The 22,968-nt window shown below is 71.3% G+C and carries 20 protein-coding genes; 13 read left to right on the top strand and 7 right to left on the bottom strand.

Annotated elements, in window-relative coordinates; translation table 11 throughout:
• The first annotated feature begins 28 nt into the window (after window positions 1–28).
• The 4 genes from ACFWQC_RS17740 to ACFWQC_RS17725 are packed head-to-tail and all read left to right on the top strand — an operon-like array spanning window position 29 to window position 4,602.
• Window positions 29–1,024, top strand: coding sequence for a diiron oxygenase (locus ACFWQC_RS17740; RefSeq protein ID WP_378680554.1), 996 nt, complete (start codon window positions 29–31; stop codon window positions 1,022–1,024).
• A gap of 37 nt (window positions 1,025–1,061) precedes the next feature.
• Window positions 1,062–2,747, top strand: a complete 1,686-nt coding sequence (locus ACFWQC_RS17735) for an FAD-dependent oxidoreductase (protein WP_378680551.1) — start codon at window positions 1,062–1,064, stop codon at window positions 2,745–2,747.
• 38 nt (window positions 2,748–2,785) lie between these two features.
• Window positions 2,786–3,493: a TetR/AcrR family transcriptional regulator gene (locus ACFWQC_RS17730; RefSeq protein WP_378680548.1), complete on the top strand. Its 708-nt coding sequence runs from the start codon at window positions 2,786–2,788 to the stop codon at window positions 3,491–3,493.
• A gap of 47 nt (window positions 3,494–3,540) precedes the next feature.
• Window positions 3,541–4,602, top strand: a complete 1,062-nt coding sequence (locus ACFWQC_RS17725) for a M36 family metallopeptidase (RefSeq protein WP_378680545.1) — start codon at window positions 3,541–3,543, stop codon at window positions 4,600–4,602.
• Between the two features lie 16 nt (window positions 4,603–4,618).
• Here ACFWQC_RS17725 and ACFWQC_RS17720 read toward each other — a convergent pair whose 3' ends face one another.
• Entirely contained in the window at window positions 4,619–5,281 is a 663-nt protein-coding gene (locus ACFWQC_RS17720) for a response regulator (protein WP_378680542.1), read from the bottom strand.
• Window positions 5,260–6,534 (bottom strand): sensor domain-containing protein, encoded by a 1,275-nt coding sequence (locus ACFWQC_RS17715; protein ID WP_378680539.1) that lies wholly within the window; start codon window positions 6,532–6,534, stop codon window positions 5,260–5,262. Before ACFWQC_RS17715 ends, ACFWQC_RS17720 begins: the two co-directional genes overlap by 22 nt.
• Before the next feature lie 110 nt (window positions 6,535–6,644).
• Between ACFWQC_RS17715 and ACFWQC_RS17710 the strand changes: the two genes are divergently transcribed.
• Genes ACFWQC_RS17710 through ACFWQC_RS17700 form a run of 3 tightly spaced genes read left to right on the top strand, consistent with a single transcriptional unit; the run spans window position 6,645 to window position 9,899 of the window.
• The gene (locus tag ACFWQC_RS17710; RefSeq protein WP_378680536.1) at window positions 6,645–7,436 is read left to right on the top strand and encodes an ABC transporter ATP-binding protein; all 792 of its coding nucleotides are present in this window, start codon (window positions 6,645–6,647) and stop codon (window positions 7,434–7,436) included.
• Entirely contained in the window at window positions 7,433–9,316 is a 1,884-nt protein-coding gene (locus ACFWQC_RS17705; protein ID WP_378680533.1) for an FtsX-like permease family protein, read from the top strand. Before ACFWQC_RS17710 ends, ACFWQC_RS17705 begins: the two co-directional genes overlap by 4 nt.
• Window positions 9,317–9,356: 40 nt before the next feature.
• Window positions 9,357–9,899, top strand: a complete 543-nt coding sequence (locus ACFWQC_RS17700; protein ID WP_378680603.1) for an HIT family protein — start codon at window positions 9,357–9,359, stop codon at window positions 9,897–9,899.
• A gap of 22 nt (window positions 9,900–9,921) precedes the next feature.
• On the opposite strand, the gene ACFWQC_RS17695 is transcribed toward ACFWQC_RS17700, so the two are convergent.
• From ACFWQC_RS17695 to ACFWQC_RS17680, 4 genes are all read right to left on the bottom strand, one after another.
• Complete coding sequence (locus ACFWQC_RS17695; protein ID WP_378680530.1) at window positions 9,922–11,310, bottom strand: GntP family permease; 1,389 nt, start codon at window positions 11,308–11,310, stop codon at window positions 9,922–9,924.
• Window positions 11,311–11,352: 42 nt separating this feature from the next.
• Window positions 11,353–11,991: a bifunctional 4-hydroxy-2-oxoglutarate aldolase/2-dehydro-3-deoxy-phosphogluconate aldolase gene (locus ACFWQC_RS17690; protein WP_378680526.1), complete on the bottom strand. Its 639-nt coding sequence runs from the start codon at window positions 11,989–11,991 to the stop codon at window positions 11,353–11,355.
• Window positions 11,992–12,070: 79 nt separating this feature from the next.
• A complete protein-coding gene (locus ACFWQC_RS17685; RefSeq protein ID WP_378680523.1) occupies window positions 12,071–13,681 on the bottom strand; it encodes an amidohydrolase family protein in 1,611 nt (536 codons plus the stop codon).
• A gap of 11 nt (window positions 13,682–13,692) precedes the next feature.
• On the bottom strand, window positions 13,693–15,024 hold the full coding sequence (locus ACFWQC_RS17680) for an amino acid deaminase (protein ID WP_378680520.1): 1,332 nt from the start codon (window positions 15,022–15,024) through the stop codon (window positions 13,693–13,695).
• A gap of 125 nt (window positions 15,025–15,149) precedes the next feature.
• Between ACFWQC_RS17680 and ACFWQC_RS17675 the strand changes: the two genes are divergently transcribed.
• From ACFWQC_RS17675 to ACFWQC_RS17665, 3 genes are read left to right on the top strand one after another with little or no spacing between them, the layout of a single operon-like run.
• Window positions 15,150–16,175: a sugar kinase gene (locus tag ACFWQC_RS17675; RefSeq protein ID WP_378680517.1), complete on the top strand. Its 1,026-nt coding sequence runs from the start codon at window positions 15,150–15,152 to the stop codon at window positions 16,173–16,175.
• Window positions 16,172–16,921: an IclR family transcriptional regulator gene (locus ACFWQC_RS17670; RefSeq protein ID WP_378680514.1), complete on the top strand. Its 750-nt coding sequence runs from the start codon at window positions 16,172–16,174 to the stop codon at window positions 16,919–16,921. Before ACFWQC_RS17675 ends, ACFWQC_RS17670 begins: the two co-directional genes overlap by 4 nt.
• Window positions 16,922–16,947: 26 nt before the next feature.
• Window positions 16,948–17,352 (top strand): RidA family protein, encoded by a 405-nt coding sequence (locus ACFWQC_RS17665; protein WP_378680511.1) that lies wholly within the window; start codon window positions 16,948–16,950, stop codon window positions 17,350–17,352.
• Here ACFWQC_RS17665 and ACFWQC_RS17660 read toward each other — a convergent pair.
• Entirely contained in the window at window positions 17,349–19,523 is a 2,175-nt protein-coding gene (locus ACFWQC_RS17660) for an acyltransferase family protein (RefSeq protein ID WP_378680508.1), read from the bottom strand. The genes ACFWQC_RS17665 and ACFWQC_RS17660 overlap by 4 nt on opposite strands.
• A gap of 191 nt (window positions 19,524–19,714) precedes the next feature.
• On the opposite strand from ACFWQC_RS17660, the gene ACFWQC_RS17655 reads away from it, so the two are divergent.
• The 3 genes from ACFWQC_RS17655 to ACFWQC_RS17645 are packed head-to-tail and all read left to right on the top strand — an operon-like array spanning window position 19,715 to window position 22,844.
• Window positions 19,715–20,833 carry a sugar ABC transporter substrate-binding protein gene (locus ACFWQC_RS17655; protein ID WP_378680506.1) on the top strand — a complete coding sequence of 373 codons (1,119 nt, stop codon included), beginning with the start codon at window positions 19,715–19,717 and terminating at the stop codon, window positions 20,831–20,833.
• Window positions 20,830–21,579, top strand: coding sequence for an ATP-binding cassette domain-containing protein (locus tag ACFWQC_RS17650; protein WP_091041212.1), 750 nt, complete (start codon window positions 20,830–20,832; stop codon window positions 21,577–21,579). The genes ACFWQC_RS17655 and ACFWQC_RS17650 overlap by 4 nt, the downstream gene beginning before the upstream one ends.
• Complete coding sequence (locus ACFWQC_RS17645) at window positions 21,576–22,844, top strand: sugar ABC transporter permease (RefSeq protein WP_378680502.1); 1,269 nt, start codon at window positions 21,576–21,578, stop codon at window positions 22,842–22,844. The genes ACFWQC_RS17650 and ACFWQC_RS17645 overlap by 4 nt, the downstream gene beginning before the upstream one ends.
• Window positions 22,845–22,968: the final 124 nt, after the last annotated feature.

The following is a 22,968-nucleotide window of genomic DNA, read 5'->3' as shown; positions in this document are numbered from 1 at the left end:
AGAACTCAACGGTGAAGGAGCGATCGTCATGACCGCCGTTCAGGATGAGAAGTCCACTGGATACGTCCGCCAGGGCAAGCAGGCCTACCTCGACACGCTTCGTACGCTGTCCGAGGCCTCGGTGGAGGTGCACTTCGACCCGTTCAAGGACATCGACTGGGACTCCGACGAGCTCGCGGTGCTGCCCGATGATGAGCGCTGGATCCTCAACGACGCCGACGAGATCGGTGCCCACCCCTGGTACAAGGCACTGCCCAAGCAGCGCCAGATCGAGATCGGCATGTACCGCTGGGCCCAGGTCGCCAAGGTCGGCCTGCAGTTCGAGCAGCTCCTCATCGGCGGCGTCATGAACCACCTGGTCTGGTCGACGAACAACAACCCGGAGTTCCGCTACGCGACTCACGAGGTGACCGAGGAGACCCACCACACCCAGATGTTCCAGGAGTTCGTCAACCGGGTGAACCCGGACGTGGCGGGCGCGCCGACCTACTTCAAGGTCCTGGTGCCCTTCATGGCCTCGGCGGGCGCGTTCTTCCCGGAGGCGTTCTTCACCGGCATCCTCGCCGGTGAGGAGCCGATCGACCACCTGCAGAAGGGCGCGATGCGCTCCGGCGGCAGCCACCCCGCGGCCAACCGGATCATGCAGATCCACATCGCCGAGGAGGCCCGCCACATCGGCTTCGCCCACCAGTACCTGGAGCAGCACGTGCCCGAGCTGGGCCGGGTGAAGAAGACGCTGCTGGCCTACATCTTCCCGATCATCATGCGACTGCTCTGCGACGTGATCATGGTCCCGAGCAAGCAGGCCCGCCACGACATGGGCATCCCGGACGAGGTCGCACGTGAGATCTGGTGGAAGTCGGAGGAGTCCGAGAAGCTGCTGCGTGACCTCTTCGGTGACGTACGCCTCTTGGCCGACAACCTCGGCATCCGCAAGGGCCCGGCCAAGCTGCTGTGGAAGCTGACCGGCATCGACGGTCGCGCCTCGCGCTTCCGCGCCGAGCCGCGCGCGGCGTCCTACTGATCCCCTGAGCCCGACGCCCTAGAACGGTAGCCACAAAGTGCCTCACGTCGTCACTCAGTCGTGCTGTGCGGACGCCTCGTGCGTGGTCGCCTGCCCGGTCAACTGCATCCACCCCGCCCCGGGCGAGCCCGGCTTCGGCGAGGCCGAGATGCTCTACGTCGACGCCAAGAGCTGCGTCGACTGCGGAGCCTGCGTCACGGCCTGTCCGGCCGACGCGATCGTCCCGCACACGACCCTGACGTCCGCGCAGACGCCGTTCCTGGCGATCAACGCGGAGTACTTCGAGGTCTTCCCGCACAAGGACCGCACCCCGCTCGCCCTGGTGTACCCCCAGCGTCGGCTGACCCGCACCGGCCCGTTCCGGGTCGCGGTGGTCGGTGCCGGGCCGGCGGGGATGTACGCCGCCGACGAGCTGCTCAAGCACCCCGAGATCTCTGTCGACGTCTTCGACCGGCTGCCGACGCCGTACGGCCTGGTCCGGGCCGGCGTCGCGCCCGACCACCAGAACACCAAGCAGATCGAGAGACTCTTCGCGCAGATCGAGTCGCAGCCCGGTTTCCGCTACTTCCTCGGAGTCGAGGTCGGCAAGGACGTCTCCCATGCCGAGCTGGCCGCTCGCTACCACGCTGTCGTCTACACCGTCGGCGCGGCGAGCGACCGTGCTCTCGGGATCGAGGGCGACGACCTGCCTGGCTCGCTGAGCGCGACCGACTTCGTCGGCTGGTACAACGGCCACCCGGACAAGCAGGACCTGCCCGTCCACCTCGACCCGGAGTCACTCCCGTCGGGGCGGGTCGTCCTGGTCGGCAACGGCAACGTGGCGCTCGACTGCGCCCGGATTCTCGCCGAGGACCCGGAGCGGCTGGCCGGCACCGACATCGCCGAGGGACCGCTGGCGATCCTGCGCGACAGCGCGGTGCGGGAGGTCGTCGTCCTCGGGCGCAGGGGGCCCGGGGAGGCGGCCTTCACCGTGCCCGAGCTGGTCGGGCTGATGGGGCACACCGGGGTCAACGTCGTCGTCGACACCGGCGATCACCCGCTCGAGGGAGTAACCGAGCGAAGCGCGGACACCACCACGCGGCTGCTGCACGAGCTCGCCGGCCGCGAGGTGCGCCCGGAGCTGCGTACGATCGTCCTTCGCTTCCTCAGCTCGCCGGTGCGCGTGCTGGGTGAGGACCGGGTCACCGGGGTCGAGGTCGGCCGCAACCGCCTCGAGCGCGACGAGAACGGCGTCGTCCGGGCAGTCCCCACCGGCGAGACCGAGGTCCTCGAGACCGGGATGCTCCTGCGCGCGGTCGGCTACAAGGGCCTGCCCGTGGCCGACCTTCCCTACGACGCCGCGACCGGCACTGTCCCCAACGAGCGCGGCCGGGTGCTCCCGGGCGTCTACGTCGCAGGCTGGGTCAAGCGCGGCCCCAACGGCTTCATCGGCACCAACAAGTCCGATGCCACCGAGACGGTCGAGCAGGTGCTCGACGACCTCGACACGGACCGGATCCCAGCCCCGGTCGGCGACGCCCGCGAGATCACCGCGGTCGTACGCAGCCGCCAGCCCGGCATGGTCGACCTGGCCGGCTGGCAGGCGATCGACCGTGAGGAGAAGCGACGCGGCGCCGAGACCGGCCGTCCGCGGATCAAGATCACCGATGTCGAGGAGATGCGGGGCATCGCCGCGAAGTCGCGGAAACCCCGATACGCTCTGGGGCGTCGCAAGGAGCGCTGAGGTGCTCGGGACGATCACGGGATCAGGGGGAGACGCGGGTGGCCGGGGAGAAGCGGGATGGTCGGCAGGACCGGTGGAGCAAGCACAACGAGCAGCGCCGCCAGCAGATCATCGATGCCGCGATCGCGGTGATCGAGGCCGGTGAGCCCGGCGCCGACGTGCAGGTGCAGCAGATCGCGGTTCGCGCCGGGCTGTCCCGCACGGTCATCTACCGACACTTCGAGGACCGCGCCGACCTCGACCGAGCCGTGCAGCAGGCGATCCTCGACGGGCTGTGGTCCGAGCTGCTGCCCGGGATCACCCTCGACGGCACGGTGCCGCAGATCATCGAGCGGATCATCGGCACCTACGTCCGCTGGGCCCGGGCCCATCCCGCCCTCCACCTCGCCGCCGACCACGACATCGACGGCGGTGACGACGGCCCCCTCCAGCAGGGGATGGAGCAGCTCGCCGGCCGGATCTCGGCGATCGTCGGCACCGCCGTCCTCGCTCTCGGGGGCAACCCCACCGAGGAGGAGGCCGAGGCCCTCGACCCGCTGATCTACGGCCTCGTCGGCGCGGTCTTCGGTGCCGTACGCCGCTGGCTCACCCGCACCGGCGAGCGCCTGCCCGCCGAGACGCTGGAGCGGCTCACCGCCCAGTCGATCTGGTTCGTCATCGACGGCCACGCCCGCGGCTTCGGGATCGAGCTCGACCCCGACCTTCCTCTGGAAGAACTCCTGTCCAAGGACATCCTCGCGGTATAACCTCCCGGTATCACCCGGCCGCGCGGCCGTTCAGTCCAGGAGAAGACATGCCCCACATGCGCAGACTCTCGATCGCCGTCACCGCAGGCCTGGCGGCCACCGCCGCGCTCGCCGTCCCGCTGACCCAGGCCACCGCGGCCCCGGGCAGCGGCTCCTCCGAGGGCACCGCCCGCGTGTTCATGGTCAACCCGGTCCAGTCCAGCAACGACCAGAACCTGACCGACCAGAAGGACGCCGCGAGCGCCGTCCCGGACAGCGCCTACGCCCAGGTGCCGCTCACCCACCTGGACGGCTCGGGCTACCTCCGCGGCGACTACGCCGTCGTCGAGTCGAGCACCGGCACGCCGGCGCACTCCACGACCAACAGCTACTCCTACGACCGCCACCAGGACCAGTTCGAGCAGGTCATGGGCTACTTCTGGGTCACCCGCGCGCAGACCTACCTGCACACCCTCGGCTTCGGCGAGACGCTCCCGGGCGTCCTGAACCAGCCGTTCTCGGTCAAGATCAACCAGTACGGCGGCGACAACTCCTACCAGACCGACAAGCCCTTCCGGATCCGGCTGGGCAAGGGCGGTGTCGACGACGCCGAGGACGCCGAGGTGATCGTCCACGAGTACGGCCACGCCGTCCACGCCAGCCAGGTGCCCGGCTACGGCAGCAGCCTGGACGCCGGCGCGATCGGGGAGTCGTTCGGCGACTACCTCGCCGTGACCGTCGGGCTCGACGCCGCCTCGGAGTTCGGTTGGCCGGTCGCCGCCGACCCCTCCTGCCCGATGGACTGGGACTCGACCTCCTACACCGACGCCCCGCACTGCATCCGCAGCTTCCACCTCGACCTGACCCTCGAGGACCGCCGCAACCAGGTCCACTACGACGGCCAGATCTGGAGCCAGGCGCTGTGGGAGATCCGCGAGGGCTACGAGGCAATCGGCCTCTCCACCCGCGACTGGGACACCACGCTGATCTACTCCCAGTTCTCCTACGCCCCGGACACCAGCTTCCAGGCCGCGGCCGCCGAGACGTACGACGCGGCGGCTGCTCGCGACGGTCAGGCGGCTGCCGACCTGGTCCGCGACCGGTTCGCCGCCCGGGGGATCACCTTCTGATCATCACGCGGCTCCGCTAGGCCTCGCGCAGGTAGGCGAGGACGGCGGAGACGCGTCGGTCGGTGGTGGGGTCGAGCCGGAGCTTGGCGAAGATGTTGCCCACGTGCTTGCGTACGGCCGCCTCGGAGACGAACAGCGAGGTGGCGATGCTCCCGTTGGTGCGGCCCTCGGCCATCAGGGCCAGGACCTCTCGCTCGCGCTCCGAGAGCACCTCGAGCGGACCGTCGGGCTGGTGTCGGTTGAGGAGGCCGCGTACGACCTGGGGGTCGACGACGGTCTCACCACCGGCTACCCGGTCCAGGCTGTCGAGGAAGTCTCGGACGTGGCCGACCCTGTCCTTGAGCAGGTAGCCGATGCCGCCGCCACCGGTGGTGTCGAGAAGCTCGGCGAGGTAGGCGTCGGCGACGTAGGCCGAGAGCACGAGGACGGCCAGGTCGCGGTGCCGCCGGCGGAGCTCGGCGGCGGCACGCAGCCCCTCGTCGGTGTGGGTCGGCGGCATCCGGATGTCGGTGATGACCACGTCGGGGCGGGTGTGGTCGGTAAAGGCGAGTAGGGCGTCCGCGTCGCCGACCGCGGCGATGACCTTGTGTCCGGCTCGCTCGAGGATGGCGAGGAGGCCCTCGCGCAGCAGCGCGGCGTCCTCGGCCAGGACGATCCTCAGGGGAGCACGGTCGGGCACGTCATCCTCACTTCCGTCGGTCCGCCCGGTGGGCTGGTGACCTCCAGGTGGCCGTCCAGGGCGGCCAGACGCGTGGCCAGACCGGCGAGCCCGCCCCCGGGACGCACGATGGCGCCGCCGTCCCCATCATCGCGTACGCCGACCTCCAGTAGGCCACCGGTGACCTGCCCGTGCACGCGGGCGGAGTGGGCGCCGGCATGGCGGACCGCGTTGGTGAGCGCCTCTGCGACCACGAAGTACGCCGCGGCCTCGACCGGCGCCGGCAGCCGGCCGTCCACACGTAGGTCGACCGAGACCGGCAGCCCGGCGGCGTCGGCGAGCTCACGGACGGCAGCGGTGAGTCCGTGGTCGACCAGCACCCGCGGATGGATTCCGCGGACGGTGGCGCGGAGCTCGGCCAGCGCCGTCTCGGCCTGGGTGTGCGCCTGCCGGACGAGGTCGAGCGCGGCACCCTCGGGCACCTCCAGCTCGGCCAGTCCGAGGGTCATGGTCAGCGCGACCAGCCGTTGCTGTGCGCCGTCGTGGAGGTCGCGCTCGATCCGGCTGCGCTCGGTCTCGAAGGCGTCGACGAGGTCCACCCGGGACCGGCGCAGGTCGGCGACGGCCGCGGCCATCCGGGTCTGCGCCGGTTCGAGCAGGAGCCGCGCCAGGCTGGCCTGGGCGGCGGCCAGGAGGGTCGCGGCGTACAGGCCGGCGATCAGCAGCACCAGCCCAGGGGCCACGGCGATCCAGGCCTCGGTGGGCGTGGTGAGCTGCCAGGGGCCGAAGGCGACGGGACCGTCGAACCGGACCAGGACCGGGGCGAGCACGAGCACGCCCGGGATGGTGATGATCAGGTTGAGCGCGACGGCGTCGACCAGCCACAGCACCGAGGCGACCAGCACGGTGTAGCCGACCTCGGGCCCGGAGACGCGGAGCCGGCGCAGCGCCCGGAGGCGGTCGCTCCAGGCGATCGGCTCCGGCGGCTCGGCCGGTCCTGGGCGGACCTCGGGGAGGATCAGCCGCAGGCGTACCCGTTCCACCTCGGCGACGAGCGCCGCCAGCAGCGGGATCCCGGCCAGGACCAGCACCCCGACCAGGAGGACCAGGGTGAGCAGTCCGACGCCGATCAGCACGAACAGCAGGAAGGCGACGACGAGACCGATCAGAGCGCCGGAGGCCAGGTAGGCCAGGGCGCGCCAGGGCCAGCTGGAGGCGAGCAGCCGCCAGGGAGAGGAGCGCAGCGCGGCCCAGGCGTCGGGTGGAGGTCTCATGACTCTCGAGCCTAGGCACTCATCACCCCACGGCGGGGTAGCGCACGCGCTACCCCGCCGTGGCGTCCGCGCCCGTGTGCGCGCCGCGTCGGAGGCGTTTGCTGGAGACCATGACCGCCACGATCCCGTACGCCGTCCACGCGCCTCGGCCACCCGGCCCGCCCGCCGTCGTGCTCGACGACGTCAGCCGCACCTATCGCTCCCGCTCCGGCAAGGTCGACGCTCTGCGGGGCGTGAGCCACGCCTTCACCTCCGGGACGTTCACCGCGATCATGGGGCCGTCGGGATCGGGCAAGTCCACCTTGATGCAGATCGCCGCCGGGCTCGACCGGCCCACCCGGGGCAGTGTTCGGGTCGCCGGTGCCGGCTTGGCCGGCCTGAACCGGACGACCCTGACGAAGCTGCGCCGGGAGGTGATGGGATTCGTCTTCCAGCAGTACAACCTGCTCGACGCCCTCACCGCCTACGACAACGTCGCCCTTCCGGCCCGTCTCGCCGGGCGTCGCCCGATTCGGGCCGAGGTGGTCGGGGCGCTCGAGCAGGTCGGTCTGCACGGGCTCGCCCGGAGGCGGCCGCCGGAGCTCTCCGGTGGCCAGCAGCAGCGCGTGGCCATCGCGCGTGCGCTGCACGCCAGGCCCGCGGTGCTCTTCGCCGACGAGCCCACCGGTGCGCTGGACCGTCACGCCGGACGCGACGTGCTCGAGCTGCTGCGGAACCTCGTCGACGCGCCGGTCACTCACGGACCCGCGCAGACGGTCGTGATGGTCACCCACGACCCGCTCGCCGCCTCGTACGCCGACAGCGTGCTGTTCCTCGCCGACGGCCGGGTCGTCGGACAGATGGAGCGCAGCGACCCGGCCTGCATCAGCGCCCGGATGGCCGAGCTGGAGCCCGTGCGATGAGCATGGTCTCGCTGGCCGCGCACAGCCTGAAGAGCCTGCGCCAGTCCTGGCCTCCCTACGCCGGTGCCGCCGTCGCCCTCGCCGGCGGCATCGCCCTGATCACCCTCGCCACCAACATGCTGGGAGCGCTCGGCACCGCCGCCGAGGGGCTGGACCCGCAGACCCGGACGCAGATCGACGACCTCGGGTCGCTGTTCGGGATCATGGCCGGCATCTCGCTCTTCCTGGCGCTCTTCGTGGTCTCCTCGACCTTCGGGTTCGTGGTCGCGACCCGGCGTCGCGAGCTCGGCCTGCTCCGCCTGCTCGGCGCCACCCCGCGCCAGGTGCGGACCCTGCTGCTCGGAGAGGCGCTCGCCGTCGCGGCGGTCGGCACGGTCGCCGGCTGCCTGCTCGGCACCGCCGTCACGGTGCCGGTGCTGCGCATCCTGCACCAAGCCGGGGTCACCCCGGTCCTGCTCGCGATGCCGAGCCAGGGCACCGGATGGGCGATCGCCGCCTCCTGCGGTGTCGGCGTCGCGCTGGTCGGGGCCTGGCGCGCGGGTGCTCGGGCGGGACGTACGCAGCCGGTCGAGGCGCTCCGCGACGCGGTCCTCGAGCGTCGACGGCCGACGGTGATCCAGGGGCTGCTCGCGCTCACCGCGGCCGGAGCGCTGGTCGCGACCGCCGTATTCGCCTCCGAGATGCCGCTGCTGTTCGCCCTGCTCGTGGGCATGTTCCTGCCGATCGTCGCCGTGATCGGGGCCAACGCGGTGGGCGGCCTGCTCTACACCGAGCTCGCGGCGTACGCCGGTGCCACGGTGGCGCGACGGGACCCGGCGGCGCACCTTGCCCGCGACCTCGCCCGCACCAGCACCCGGATGACCGCCGCGGTGGCGGCGCCAGTCGTCGCCATCATGGCGGTCGCCGGCTCGATGGTGCTCGCGGTCGGTGCGACCGCCGACTGGAGCGAGGGCGCCGACCGGGCCGCCCTCAGGTCGGAGCTGGTCGTCGAGCAGGCCGAGCGCCCCGAGCGGATCCAGGACGTGCCCGGGGTGGATGTGAGCGACGTTCGCCGCACGGCGCAGGTCGGGTTCGGGGGCGGTCCCGAGGACGTCGAGGTCGTCGATGTCTCCAGCGCTGCCGCGACGCGGAGCCTGCAGTCGACGCAGGGGAGTCTCGCCGACCTGCACGGCCGGGCGATGGCGGTCACCGCCTCCTACGTCACCGACCTCGGCGGCCGGGTCGGCCAGACCCGCCGGATGCGCATCGACGGCCGGAGCGTCAAGGTGCGCCTGGTCGCGGTCGTGCCCGACGCGCCGAACCTGTGGAGCGACATCATCGTGCCCGACGACCTGCCACGCATCGACGAGGTCGCCCGCGAGACCGGGACGGTCTTCGTGCGCACCGACGCCGGCGTGGACGTCGCCGGGACTGCCCGGTCGATCCGGGAGACCGGAGCCGAGGTGAGCACCGGCGAGGAGTGGGTCAGCACGGTCTCGGCCGAGGCGCGCGAGATGAACACAGTCGTGCTGTGGGTGATGCTCGGCCCGGCCGGGGTCTACGCCGCGATCGCCGCCGTCAACGCGGTCCTGATCGGGGCGAGCCAGCGCCGCCGCCAGACCGCCACCGCTCGGCTCGTCGGCGCGACCCCGGCACAGGTGCGCCGGACCGCGCTCTGGGAGACGGTCTTCACCGGCGCCGGCGCTCTGCTGGTCGGGGGCGCGGTCACCGGCTTCACCGGCTGGCTGATGCGGCAGGCGGTCGTACGCGATGTGCCCGGCGCGCCGCTGACATTCCCCTGGCAGGCGTTGTCCGGGATCACCGTTGCCTGCCTGGTCGTCCTGCTCGCCGCCGCCGTCGCCGGGACGTACACGCTGCGGAGCGGGGAAGCGCCCGACTGACCTTTCCAGGGGATTAAGTAGTGTTTGCCGCGTGACAGAGATGGACGGCGTACTCACCCAGGACGGCATCGGCGAGGGCGACGGTCTGGAGCGGCTGTGGACGCCCTACCGGATGGCCTACATCCGCGGCGAGAACAAGCCCACCGACCCTTCGGAGACGAAGTGCCCGTTCTGTCGGGTGCCCACGCTCGATGACGCCGAGGGCCTGGTCGTCCACCGCGGCGAGACCTGCTTCGTGGTGCTCAACCTCTACCCGTACGCCCCGGGCCACATGATGGTGTGCCCCTACCGCCACGTCGCCGGCTACGTCGAGACCACCGACGAGGAGGCCGCCGAGATGGCGGTGCTGACCAAGCAGGCCGTACGCACCCTCGCCGGCGTCTCGCGGGCCGAGGGCTTCAACATCGGGATGAACCAGGGCACCGCGGGCGGCGCCGGCATCGCCGCCCACCTGCATCAGCACATCGTGCCCCGCTGGGTCGGCGACCAGAACTTCATGCCGATCATCGGCCGCACCAAGACCCTGCCCCAGCTCCTGACCGACACCCGCGCCCTGCTCGCGCAGGCGTGGGCGTCGGTCTAGGGCTTCGGGCCAGGGCTGTGGCTCAGACGATCGCCCAGGCGACGACGGCGGCTGCGAACCCGACGATCGAAAGCACCGTCTCCAGCACCGTCCAGGTCGCCAGGGTCTGCTTCACGGTCATGTTGAAGTAGCGCGACACGATCCAGAAGCCGCCGTCGTTGACGTGGCTGAGGATGATCGAGCCGGCGGCGATCGCGACCGCGATCACGGCGAGCTCGGGCTGCGAGTAGCCGGTGCCGAGGGTCGGCGCGATGATGCCGCCGGTGGTCACGATCGCCACGGTCGCGGAGCCCTGGGCGATCCGGAGCGCGCAGGAGATGACGTAGGCCAGCAGCAGGATCGGCAGGCCCGCGTCGGAGAGCACCTCCGCGAGCGCGGTGCCGACGCCGGTCGCGGTGATCACCGCGCCGAAGAAGGCGCCGGCGCCGACGACGAGCAGGATCATGCCGACCGGCCGCAGCGAGGCCCCGGTGAACTCGGAGATCTCCTCGAGGCTCATCCCGCGCCGGAGGCCGAGCAGCCAGAAGGCGAGGAGCACGGCGATGGTGAGCGCGATCGCCGGGTTGCCGAAGAAGGTGAGCAGGCTGAGCAGCCGGCCCGGGTCGAGCAGCATCGTGCCGAAGGTCGCGCCGAGGATCAGGACCAGCGGCACTGCGATGACCCCGAGGACGAGGGAGAGCGCGACCGGGGTGGCGGGTGTCTCGTCGTGCTCCGCCTCGGTCTCCGCGACCAGGAACTCCTCGGGCACTGAGACCTGGACCCGCCGGGCGATCCACGTGGGGAAGAGGATCCCGGCCGCGGCGAACGCGGGCAGGCCGCACAGCAGGCCCATGATGATCAGCCAGCCGAGGTCGACTCCGAGCAGGCCGCCCAGGGCCGTGGGGCCGGGGTGGGGAGGCAGGAAGGCATGCGTCATCGACAGGCCCGCGAGGACCGGGAGGGCGTAGAGGACGAGCGACTTGCCGCCGCGGTGAGCTGCGACGTAGACCAGCGGCGCGAGCACGAAGATGCCGATGTCGAAGAAGACCGGGATGCCGAAGATCAGGCCGACCAGGCCCATCGCGACCGGGGTGCCGCGCTCGCCGAAGATGCCGATCAGCCTCGCGGCGAGGACGTCGGCGCCGCCGGACCGCTCGAGCAGCGACCCGAGGACGGTACCGAGACCGATGATGAGCGCGATGTGGCCCAGTACGCCGCCGAAGCCGGTCTCGATGAGCGACTCCTTCGCGGAGAGCGCGGTGCCCACCATCTGCTCGACGGAGAGGCCGGCCGCGACCGCGAGGCCGATGCCGCTGATGAAGAGGGCGATGAAGGGTTCGAGCTTCACCTTGATGATCAGGAAGAGGAGCACGGCGATCGCCACGGCGCAGAGCAGCAGCAGGCCCGTGGTGCTTGTCTGGAGCCAATGCATGGTTGGTTCTCCCGTTGGGTCAGGGGGATGGAGTGGGGGGACTCAGCGCAGAGCTGCGCGGAACCGGGCGGCGTTGGTGGTGATCTGCTCCCACCGGGCCTCGTCGACGTCGGCGGGCTGGACCACCGACGTCCCGGCGGTCACGGCGACGGCGCCGGCCCGCAGGAACTCCGCGGCGTTGTCTTCGTCGACTCCGCCGGAAGGGATCAGGGCGACCTCGGGGAACGGGCCCCGGAGGTCGGAGAAGTAGCGCGGACCGACGGCCCGCGCCGGGAAGATCTTGACCGCATCGGCGCCGAGCGAGGTCGCGGTGAGGACCTCGGTCGGGGTGAGGGCGCCGAGGACGACGGCCGCACCCGCGGCGTGACCCTCGGCGACGATCTCCGCCGCCTCCGGCGGCAGGCCGGGCGTCACCAGGAACCGGGCGCCGGCCGTGAGCGCGGCGCGGGCCTGGTCGGCGCTCAGCACCGTTCCGGCGCCGATGACGATGTCGTCGTCGGCCCGGGCGCTGACCTGCGCGACGAGATCGGTGAGACCCGGCGTCGTGTAGGTCAGCTCGACGGTCCGGATGCCACCGGCGGCCAGCGCATGGCAGAGCGCGACAGGATCGTCGAGCCGGGAGGCGCGTACGACGACCAGCGCCTGGTCGTCCTGGAGTGTATCGATCAGGGGGCTGCTCATCGGGCCGCCTCCGTAGCGCAAGCGCCAGAATACGGATGCGGCCCGATGAAAGATCCAAAGTTCGCTCGCTGACGCTCGCTCATCGGGCTCGGGTCCCTTCGTCGGTGCGGCGCAGCGCCCGTCCGGGCAGTGCGCCGGTGCGGTGGCCGTCCTCGATGACGGCGGTGCCGTTGACCAGCACCCAGTCGATGCCGCGCGCCTGCTGCCGCGGCTGCTCGAACGTGGCGGTGTCCTGGACGGTGTCGGGGTCGAGGAGCACCAGGTCGGCGGCGTACCCCTCCCGGACGAGGCCGCGCTCGTGCAGCCGGAGCCTCGCCGCCGGGCGGCCGGTGAGGTGGTGGACACAGTCGACCAGGTCGAGCACGCCGAGCTCGCGTACGTAGCGGGCGAGGTAGCGGGGGAAGGTGCCCCACGCGCGCGGATGTGGGCGTTCCCCGACGAGGATCGCGTCGCTGCCACCGCAGTGGGTGCGGTGCCGCATGATCGTCTGCACGTTCTCCTCGTGGCCGACGTGCTGCAGGATCGTCGTGGCCAGCCGGTCGCGGACGAGCAGGTCGAAGAAGACGTCCGTGGCCACCTGGCCGGTCTCCTCGGCGATCTCGGCGACGGTCCGGCCGACGTAGCCTGACAGCTCCGGGTTGCGTACGCCGCTGATCTGGATCGTGCGCCAGTCGGTCACGCAGCCGTGGCAGCCGTCGGTGCCGACGTGGTCGAGCTCGTGCGCGATCCGGGCGCGGTCGCCCGGGTCGGCGACCCGCGCGAGCAGGGCGTCCGGACCGCCGGAGGTCGACCAGCTGGGCAGCACGGCGCTGAGCGTCGTTGCGCCGGGGAGGTAGGGGTAGGTGTCGAGGGTGATGTCGACCCCGTCGGACAGGCCCGCGTCGATCATCTCGACGAGCTCACCGGCCCGCCCGCGGTTGGGCTCGAAGTTCATGGTCGCGTGGGTGAGATGGAGGGCGCACCCGGAGGCCCGGGCGACCGCGATCATCTCGGCGTACGCCTCCAGTGCGCCGGCCCCGTAGGAGCGGTGGTGCGGGCTGTAGTAGCCGCCCGCCTCGGCGACGACCCCGCACAGCGTGGCCAGCTCGTCGTCGTCGGCGAACATGCTCGGCGGGTAGGTCAGGCCGCTGCTCATCCCGACCGCGCCCTCCTCGAGGCCGACCCGGAGCAGCCGGGCCATCTCGGCGATCTCGGCGGGGGTGGCGGGCCGGTTGTCGGGACCGACGACCATCAGCCGCAGGGTCCCCTGCGGGACGAGGTACGCCGCGTTGCACGCGATCCCGCGGTCGAGCCGGTCCAGGTACCCGGCGACGGTGTCCCAGTCGAAGTCGAAGTCGTCGGGCTCGCCGTTCCAGCCCGCGATCTGGCGGCGCAGGTGGGCACGCGCCGCCGCGTCGGCGGGCGCGAACGAGAGGCCGTCCTGCCCGACGACCTCGAGGGTGACGCCCTGGCTCACCTTGGCGGTGTGGTCGGGGTTGACCAGGATCTGCAGGTCCGAGTGGGCGTGCATGTCGATGAACCCTGGGGTGAGCGCCCGTCCGGCGGCGTCGATGGTGCGCCGCGCGGCCGGAGCCGGAGCATCGGTGTGGATGCCCGTGATCCGCCCGGCGTCGATGCTGACGTGGGCGTGGAACGCCGGGGCTCCGCTGCCGTCGATGACGGTCGCGTCGCGGATGAGCAGGTCGGTCATGGTGGCTCCTCTCAGAACCAGGTGCGCACGAGGTCGACGACGACCGGGTCGTCGGCGTCGGCGTCGTCGAGGACCGGGATGAGGCCCCACTTGTCGAAGGCGGTGCACGGGTGCGAGAGCCCGAGACGGAGCTCGTCGCCGATAGCGACGGGCGCCTCGGTGGCGGGGTCCCAGCGGAGGAAGCCGTGCTGGTCGTTGAGCGCGGTCATCGCGACCCCGGAGAGCTGGGTCGCGGGGGAGCCGCTCGTCCGTGCCCGCAGCAGCTGCGCTTCGGGCAGGCCCTCGTCGAAGGGCAGGTCGCGCTTGCCGGCGTCGAAGAGCGCGAGGCCAGGCTCCGGCTGGGAGGAGATCCGGACCCAGCCGTGAAGGGCGCTGCGCAGGCCGGGGCCGGTGGTGCGGGGTGTGCTCCCCAGCGGTGAGATGCCGCGGTAGAAGCCGTCGTCGTGGGTGATGTAGGCGCCGCTGCGCAGCACCACGCGGGCCTCGTCGTCGGCCACCAGCGGCGCGAGCGCGTCGGCGACCTGCTCGAAGTAGGCGCTGCCGCCGGCGCTCACCACCGGCGTCCGGCCGGCGGGCAGCAGGCCGGAGATCCGCCGGTGGAGAGAGACCAGGCTGTCGACGTACGCATGGACGACGCCGAGTGCGGCCTCGTCGGTGGTGTGCGCCAGGGCGCCCTCGTACCCGGTGACCCCGGCGAGCTCCAGGTGGGGTGAGGCAGCGACGGCCTCGGCCACGGCGACCGCGGTCGCCTCGTCACGGGCGCCGGTGCGACCACCCGTGGCGCCGCGCTCGACGAGGACGCCGAGCGGGCGGCGCGGCCCGGCCTCTGCGGCATGGGCAGCGAGCGCGTCGTGCATCAGCGCGACCGTGCGTGGCGAGTCGGCCCACACCAGCACCTCCAGCCCCGCGTCCTCGGTGATCTGGTCCGAGATCCAGCGCAGGGTCAGCGGGGAGACGATCGCGTTGGCCACGATCACCCGGGAGACGCCGAAGGCGCGGGCGACGGCGAGCTGGGGGAGGTTCGCCACCGTGATCGCCCAGGCGCCGGCGGCGAGCTGTTCGGCCCACAGCTGCGGAGCCATCGTGGTCTTGCCGTGCGGAGCCAGGGCGATGCCGCGCTCCGCGCACCAGGCGGCCAGCACGTCACGGTTGTGGGTCATCGCGACGCGGGAGAGGGAGAGCACGGGCGTGGGCAGCTGTGAGAGGCGGGGCGCCGCCTCGAGCACCTCGGCGACCGTACGTCCCCACAGCGCGGGCGGGATCGCCTTGTGGCGCCAGTCGACCCGCTCCTCGCGCAGCGCCGCGACGGCTGCTGTGTCGATGTGGGCTGCCGGGTGATCCATGGCCCGTCCTTCCTGCGTTGCACATTATGCAACGGTGATTGCGTATTTCGATTCGTTAGTTGTAGCATCGGCCACACCGGGCGTCAACGGCTCGGCGAAGAACCAACAGGGGAGGAGCTCCATCGGTGGGCAGCAGCGGAGACGTGCGAGTGGTCTGTCTCGGGGAGGCGATGGTCGTCCTGCGTCCGGAGGGCGGCCAGTCGCTCGCCGGGGCGACGACCCTGCGCCGTTCGGTCGGCGGCGCCGAGGCCAACGTGGCCGGTGCCCTGGCCGCCCTCGGCGTGCGGACCGCCTGGGTGTCCCGGCTCGGCCAGGACCCGTTCGGCGACGTCGTGACCGAGGACCTGATCGCCCGCGCCGTGGACGTCGAGGCCGAGCGTGATCCCGAGCGGCCGACAGGGCTCTACCTGAAGGAGCCCGCCCCCGGCGGCAGCCGTATGCACTACTACCGCGCCGGCTCCGCGGCCGCCGCGATGGACGCCGGCCTGCTGGATCTGCCGGGAGTCGCGGCGGCGCTGGCCTCGGCCGAGGTCGTGCACACCTCCGGCATCACCGTCGGCATCCTCGAGGAGGGATCGACGCTGCTCACCCGCCTGCTGGCGCTGCGCGACGAGCTCGGCTTCCGGCTCAGCGTCGACCTCAACTGGAGACCGGCCCTGTGGGCCGGGCGCAGCATCGAGCCGCTGATCGACCTGCTCCGCGCGGCCGACATCGTTCTGCTCGGAGCCGACGAGGCACGCGAGGCGCTCGGCGCTGACGCTCCGCAGGATCTCCGGGAGCTCCTCGGCGAGCGTCCGCGGCTGGTGATCAAGGCGGACTCCCACGCGGCCGGTGAGTACGACGCCGACGGAAGCGCCACGCAGGTCCCGGCGCTCCGGGTCGACGTCGTGGAGCCGGTGGGCGCGGGCGACGGCTTCGCGGCGGGCTACCTCGCCGCGCTCGTCGAGGGGACCGGCCCGGTCGGCCGGCTGCGTCAGGGTCACCTGGTCGCCGCGGGCGTGCTGGCCGCGACCGGCGACCACGCGCGACCTCCGGCCGCCGACGTACGCGCCCGGCTGCTCGAGTGCTCCGAGGACGACTGGGCCGCGACCCGGGTGAGCGCCACCGGCATCGACTCCCCGGCGACCCGTGAGGAGGTCGGGCCGCGATGAGTCAGAGTCTCTCCCGCGCGCTGCAGATCCTCATCGAGCTCGGTGAGGGCGAGCGATCCCTCGACCAGGTCGCCGCCAGTCTCGAGGTCCACAAGACCACCGCGATGCGGCTGCTGCACACCTTGGAGGCGGACCGCTTCGTACGCCGCGACGACCGCCAGCGCTACCACCTCGGCTCCCGGCTGTTCGCCCTCGGCGCGGCAGCTCTCTCCCAGCATGCGATCCGCGACGTGGCCCAGCCCCACCTGACCCGCCTGGCGGCCGAGACGGGCGGCCAGGCCGTCCACCTGGCTGCGTACGAGAACGGCACGGCCATCTACCTCGCCAAGGTGGAGAGCACCCACTCGGTGCGGATGTACTCCCGGGTGGGTCTGCCCGCCGCGCTGCACGCGACCGCCGTCGGCAAGGTGCTCGTCGCGGGGCTGCCTCCGGGCGAGCAGGAGGCGGTGGTCGCCGGAATCGACTTCCGGCCGTTCACCAGCCGCACCATCCCCGACGCGGCCGGCTACCACGAGGTGCTCGCCCGGACGCGCGAGCAGGGCTGGGCCGAGGACGCCGCCGAGCACGAGGACTTCATCAACTGCGTCGGGGCGCCCGTACGCGACGAGGCCGGGCGCGTGGTCGCCGCGGTCTCCGTCTCCGTGCCCGACGTCATCCTGCCCCGCGATGGGGTGCGTGCCCTGGTGCCGCAGCTCCTCGCGGCCACCGAAGCGATCTCCGCCGACTGGGCCGGCCGGAGCTCATGAGAACACCCCGAGAGGAAACCCATCCCATGTCCGACATCCGCATCTCCACCGACCAGGCCCCGGCCCCGGCGCACACCTTCTCCCAGGGGGTGGTCCGAGGCGGCCTGATCCAGGTCTCCGGTCAGGGCCCCGTCGACCCCGCCGCGAACGAGTACCTGTTCCCCGGCGACGTGAAGGCCCAGACCGTACGCACGCTGCAGAACGTGGAGGCGATCCTGGCTGCCGCCGGTGCGGGCTTCGAGGACGTGCTGATGCTCCGGGTCTACCTGACCACCCGGGACGACTTCGCCGCGATGAACGACGCCTACGGCGAGTTCATCGGCTCACGCGTCGCCGAGGGCGGCATCCTGCCGTGCCGCACCACCGTGATGACGGGCCTGCCCCGCGAGGAGATGCTCGTCGAGATCGACGCGCTGGCGGTCGCCCGCTAGCCGGTCACCCGGGCGATCTCCCGGCTGAGGTAGGGCGCCAGGGTGCGGGCGTAGCGCGAGGTGATGTGGTTGCCGTCGCGATAGACGATGACGTTGCCGATCACCGCCGGGCAGACCTCGTCCCCGCAGAAGAGGTGGGTCAGGTCGACCAGGTGCGCGTTGGGATCGCGGGCGACCGCGTCGCGGTGCGGATCCTTGAAGAGTACGTCGGTGCGCGGCCGCCCGCACGCCTCGCCCGCCGTCTCGGGGGAGTGCCGCTGGATGCAGCCCAGGGTGGTGCGCAGATAGGCAGCGTTGTCGGGCTCGAACATCGGGTTGTCGACGAGCGCGATCACCGGGACCTCCTTCGAGGGCCGGTGGCTCCAGGCCTCGACCAGGCCGTTGACCGTGGACTCGTACGGCGTCTCGCCGTCCAGCGGCTGGGTCGTCTTGCGGGCCGAGTGGGTGACGATGATCGCGTCGAGGTCCTGCTGCTCGGGAGCGCGCAGGTAGGCCTCGAGCTGCCGGTTCCACTCCGCGCAGGCCGGGCGGTTGTCGGCGATGTTCCGGCCTAGCGGCCGGGTGTTCCAGTGACAGGCGGCGCGGGCGGCGACGTCGATGCGCCAGTTGCGCTGGTCGCCGATCAGGTCGAGCGCGCCGACCGGAGCGACGGCGTGCGAGTCGCCGACCATCAGCAGCCGCTTCCGATAGCCCTCGGCCGACCCGTTGGGACATGCGTTGAAGCGCACCGGACGTTCCTCGAAGGACCAGCACTGGCTGCGGTTGTCGTCGTCCGCGCCGATCGCGGCCACTGCCGGGATCAGCTCGCCGCGCAGGTCGGGGTTGCGGCACGAGCCTCCCGCGGAGCTCACCGCCAGTGAGGCCGCACCGAGGCACTCGGTCGTGAAGGGGTCGGCGGTGGCGAGCCGGGCAGCCGCCGCGATCGCCCTGTCCTCGGTGTGGTCGATCGCGGCCAGGCCGCTCCAGCCGGCGCCAGCGGCGACCACGAGAGCAGCCAGGGTGGCGCCCAGGGCTCGCGGACCGCCGGGTCTGATGACGTACGTCTGGACCTGCCTGGTGACGAGGCGGTTGGTCACCCAGGCGAGCAGCGTCGAGACGACGAGCACGCCCGCGGCCGAGGCGACGGTGAGCCGCTCCCCGCCGGTGTAGTAGAGCCATGCGACCAACAGCGGCCAGTGCCACAGGTAGAGCTCGTAGGAGATGTCGGCGACGAACCGCAGCGGGCGGGTCTCCAGCAGGCGGCGCGGCCCGTGGGGCGACGGGGTGGAGCCCGCCATCACCAGCAGAGCCCCGGCGACCGGCCACAGGGCCAGCGGCCCCGGGAAGTGGTCGGCGCCGTCCATCACGAAACCGCAGGTCACGACCAGGGCGAGACCGGTCCACGCGGCGTACGGCTTGATCTTCTCGGGCAGGCCCAGGCGGCGCAGGGCGAGCGCGGCCAGGGCGCCGGCGGCGATCTCCCAGAAGCGGGTGATGGAGTTGAAGTACGCAGCCGCCTGGTCGGCCCCGGAGACCTTGATCGCGTAGGCGAAGGAGAGGGTGAACGCCGCTGCGGTCAGCACGAACAGCGCCCGCGCGAGGCCGAGCCGACCGCGCAGCCGGCCGCGGGCCACCAGGCGAAGTGCCAGGGCGAGCCCGACGACCACCAGTGGCCACAGCAGGAAGAACTGCCCCTGCACCGCGAGCGACCAGAAGTGCTGCACCGGCGTCGAGGACGGCCCGGCGGCGCCGTAGGTGAGCTGGTTGGCGATGAGCTCCCAGTTGAGCGTGTAGGTCGCGGCCGCGACGATCTCGCGGGTGGTCTGGGTCCACAGGGTCTGCGGGATGAGGACCACCATCAGCGCCGCCGTCGCGGCCAGCACGATCAGTGCCGGCGCGGCGAGCCGCGCGAACGTGCGTCCGTAGTGCTCGCCCAGCCTCACCTGGGTGCGTTCGGCTCTGCCGACCAGTGACCGGGTGGCGAGGAAGCCGGAGATCACCAGGAAGACGTCGATCCCGCCGGAGACCCGGCCGTTGCCGAAGAGATGGAAGGCGACCACGAGCGCGAGGGCGATACCGCGCAGGCCGTGGATCTCGCTGATGTGTCCGGAGGTGTGCCCAGATTTGGGGCTGTTGGGCTCGCTGTCGGCCCGGCTGGTCGTGGGCGTGCGGAAATCCGAGGTGGCGGTCACGTGATCGCTGTTCTAGTGGACGTTGACGGGTGGGAGCCGTCGCACCGTAACGAGCAGTGGTGACCCGAAGGCGTACGGCCGTTATCAATCTGCCGTCGAGATCTCCTCAGAACCGCTTCACATCGCCGCTGAAGGAGATAGGTTGCACCCCGACGTGACTTAGATCACACCCAGGACTGAGGAGTTCGACGATGAACACGCACAAGATCGGCCGCCTGATGGCGGTCGCAGCGGTGGCGACCCTGTCGGCCGCATCGCTCGTGGCATGTGGAGGCTCGGATGACGGTGGCGACTCGGGAGACTCGGGCGGCACCGACGTCGGAGTGATCCTCCCCGACGCGACCACGTCTCCCCGATGGGAGTCCCAGGACCGCCCCAACCTCGAGAAGGCGTTCGCCGACGCCGGCCTCGAGGCCACGATCCAGAACGCGCAGGGCGACACCGCCAAGTTCGGTCAGCTGTGCGACAGCATGATCAACGAGAACGTCAAGGTCATCATCATCACCAACCTCGACTCCGAGTCGGGCGCGGCCTGCCTGAAGAAGGCCGCAGACGCGGGCGTCACGAGCATCGACTACGACCGGCTGACGCTCAACGGCGGCGCCTCCTACTACGTCTCCTTCGACAACGTGAAGGTCGGCGAGCTGATGGGCACGGGCCTCGACGAGTGCATCACCGCCGCGGGCAAGACCGGCGGCAACATCGTCTACGTCAACGGTGCGGCCACCGACAACAACGCGGCCCTGTTCAAGTCGGGCTACGAGAAGGCGCTCGAGCCGAAGATCGCCGACGGCACCTACAAGCTCGTCGGCGACCAGTCGGGGGAGTGGGACGCCACGAAGGCCGGGAAGGTCTTCGACCAGATGTACACGGCCAACGGCGGAAAGATCGACGGCGTGGTCTCGGCCAACGACACCATGGCCGGCGGCATCATCGCCCGGCTGAAGGCGAACAACGCCCAGGGCAAGATCCCGGTGACCGGCCAGGACGCCTCGGTCGAGGGTCTGCAGAACATCCTGCAGGGCTTCCAGTGCGGCACCGTCTACAAGAACACCGCGCTCGAGGCCAAGGCCGCCGCGGACCTGGCGATCGCGCTGATCGAGGGTGACGAGGATGCCGCCGCGGAGCTGGCCACCGGCTCCGTGGAGGACACCGAGGCCGGCAAGGACGTGCCTTCGGTGCTCGCCGAGCCCGTCTGGGTCACCAAGGAGACCGTCGCGACGGTCATCGAGGACGGTCAGGCAGACGCCGCCGAGGTGTGCGCCGGCGCGATCGCCGACCTGTGCACCGAGAACGGCGTGCCTCAGTGAGTTCGCTGCTGGAGCTGCACGGCGTCGAGAAGTCCTTCGGCGCCGTGCAGGTCCTGCGCGGAGTGGACCTCTCGGTCCAGGCGGGCCGGGTCACCGCACTCGTCGGCGACAACGGTGCCGGCAAGAGCACCCTGGTCAAGGGAATGGCCGGGATCCATCTCTTCGACGCCGGTGACTACCTCTTCGAGGGAGAGCCGGTGAAGGTGACCAACCCCAAGGACGCCGCCGCGCTCGGCATCGAGGTCGTCTACCAGGACCTCGCGCTGTGCGACAACCTCGACGTCGTCCACAACATGTTCCTCGGCCGGGAGATGAAACGACTCCGGCTGGTCGACGAGGACAGCATGGAGCAGCGCGCTCGCGAGACGCTCGACGGTCTCTCGGTGCGTACGCTGAAATCGGTGCGTACGCCGGTGGCCTCCCTCTCCGGCGGCCAGCGCCAGACCGTGGCGATCGCCCGCGCCGTGCTGTGGAACTCCAAGCTCGTCATCCTCGACGAGCCGACCGCCGCTCTCGGCGTGGCGCAGACCGAGCAGGTGCTCCGGCTGGTGCGGCGCCTGGCCGACCGAGGTCTCGGTGTCCTGCTGATCAGCCACAACCTCAACGACGTCTTCGAGGTCGCCGACGACATCGCGGTCCTGTATCTGGGCGGCATGGTCGGGCAGATCGAGGCCGCCTCCACCACGCGCGAACGGGTCGTGCAGGCGATCACCACCGGCGTCGTTCCTGAGGGAGGTGCGGCATGAGTATTGACACCGATGACCCGACGATCGCGGCGGCACCGGACCCGGAGCCCGACAACTCGCTGGGCGGAATCTTCCGTGCCTACATGGCCAAGCTCAGGGGTGGCGAGGTCGGCTCGCTGCCGGCGGTGCTGGGCCTGATCGCGCTGGTCGTGGTCTTCTCCGCGCTGCGTCCCGAGCAGTTCACCAACTCGTTCAACTTCGCCAACCTGATCGGCCAGTCGGCGGGGGTGACCGTGCTCGCGATGGGCCTGGTCTTCGTGCTGCTGCTGGGCGAGATCGACCTGTCCGCGGGATTCGCGGGCGGCACGTGCGCCGGGGTGCTCGGCGTCTGCCTGACCCGGCAGGAGTGGCCGCTGATCCCGGCGCTGCTGGCGGCACTGCTCACCGGGGCGGTGATCGGCCTGAGCATCGGACTGCTGGTGGCCCGGCTCGGGATCCCGTCGTTCGTGGTCACGCTGGCCGCGTTCCTCGGGCTGCAGGGCGTACTCCTGACGATGATCGGCGAGGGTGGGACGATCCCCATCCGCAACGACTTCATCAACGGCCTCAACAACGCCAACCTGCCGGTCTGGCTCGGCTGGGTGCTCGGCATCGTCTGCATCGTGGGCTATGCGGCCTTGACGTACGTCACCGATACACGCCGCCGCGCCAAGAACCTCACCGTGCAGCCCATCCTGCTGTGGGCGCTGAAGACCGGGCTGCTGACGGTCGTCGTGCTCGCCGTGGTCGGTTACCTCTCCGTCGAGCGCAGCCGCAACCCGGCGCTGACCTCGCTCAAGGGGGTGCCGGTCTCGCTGGTGGTGATCGTCGGTCTGCTGATCCTGCTCACCTTCACGCTGACCCGCACCGCCTGGGGCCGGCACGTCTACGCGGTCGGCGGCAACGCCGAGGCGGCACGGAGGGCCGGGATCAACGTGTTCCGGGTGCGCCTGTCGTGCTTCGTCCTCTGCTCGACCATGGCGGCGGTGGCCGGCATCATGATCGCCAGCCGGACCAACTCGGTGAACCCGAACACGGGCGGCGAGACGACCCTGCTGTACGCCGTGGGTGCCGCCGTCATCGGCGGCACCTCGCTCTTCGGCGGCAAGGGACGGGTCATCGACGCCGTCATCGGCGGCACCGTCGTGGCGGTCATCGACAACGGGATGGGCCTGCTCGACCAGCCCCAGGGCACCGTCTGGATGGTCACCGGCCTGGTCCTCCTGGTCGCGGCCAGCGTCGACGCGATCTCCCGGCGGAGGGCATCGGCGACGGGGCACGTGTAGCCCAACCTCGCCGAAACTGCAGAAGTGGGGGGGGGGGGGCGCGGGGGGGGGGGCCGCCGGGCCAGATAGACAAAAAAGAAAACCAAACCAACCACAAAAAAGAAAAAGACGGCGTCGTGAGGAT

Source organism: Nocardioides sp. NPDC058538 (assembly GCF_042719275.1).
Classification (GTDB): Bacteria; Actinomycetota; Actinomycetes; order Propionibacteriales; family Nocardioidaceae; genus Nocardioides.
This window is presented reverse-complemented; position numbering and strand designations above follow the sequence as displayed.

Excerpts from the sequence above, each read along its gene's own strand:
- ACFWQC_RS17740 (WP_378680554.1), top strand. The coding sequence starts at position 29 with ATGACCGCCGTTCAGGATGAGAAGTCCACTGGATACGTCCGCCAGGGC.
- ACFWQC_RS17725 (WP_378680545.1), top strand. The coding sequence starts at position 3,541 with ATGCCCCACATGCGCAGACTCTCGATCGCCGTCACCGCAGGCCTGGCG.
- ACFWQC_RS17715 (WP_378680539.1), bottom strand. The coding sequence starts at position 6,534 with ATGAGACCTCCACCCGACGCCTGGGCCGCGCTGCGCTCCTCTCCCTGG.
- ACFWQC_RS17710 (WP_378680536.1), top strand. The coding sequence starts at position 6,645 with ATGACCGCCACGATCCCGTACGCCGTCCACGCGCCTCGGCCACCCGGC.
- ACFWQC_RS17705 (WP_378680533.1), top strand. The coding sequence starts at position 7,433 with ATGAGCATGGTCTCGCTGGCCGCGCACAGCCTGAAGAGCCTGCGCCAG.
- ACFWQC_RS17700 (WP_378680603.1), top strand. The coding sequence starts at position 9,357 with ATGGACGGCGTACTCACCCAGGACGGCATCGGCGAGGGCGACGGTCTG.
- ACFWQC_RS17695 (WP_378680530.1), bottom strand. The coding sequence starts at position 11,310 with ATGCATTGGCTCCAGACAAGCACCACGGGCCTGCTGCTGCTCTGCGCC.
- ACFWQC_RS17690 (WP_378680526.1), bottom strand. The coding sequence starts at position 11,991 with ATGAGCAGCCCCCTGATCGATACACTCCAGGACGACCAGGCGCTGGTC.
- ACFWQC_RS17685 (WP_378680523.1), bottom strand. The coding sequence starts at position 13,681 with ATGACCGACCTGCTCATCCGCGACGCGACCGTCATCGACGGCAGCGGA.
- ACFWQC_RS17680 (WP_378680520.1), bottom strand. The coding sequence starts at position 15,024 with ATGGATCACCCGGCAGCCCACATCGACACAGCAGCCGTCGCGGCGCTG.
- ACFWQC_RS17670 (WP_378680514.1), top strand. The coding sequence starts at position 16,172 with ATGAGTCAGAGTCTCTCCCGCGCGCTGCAGATCCTCATCGAGCTCGGT.
- ACFWQC_RS17665 (WP_378680511.1), top strand. The coding sequence starts at position 16,948 with ATGTCCGACATCCGCATCTCCACCGACCAGGCCCCGGCCCCGGCGCAC.
- ACFWQC_RS17655 (WP_378680506.1), top strand. The coding sequence starts at position 19,715 with ATGAACACGCACAAGATCGGCCGCCTGATGGCGGTCGCAGCGGTGGCG.
- ACFWQC_RS17645 (WP_378680502.1), top strand. The coding sequence starts at position 21,576 with ATGAGTATTGACACCGATGACCCGACGATCGCGGCGGCACCGGACCCG.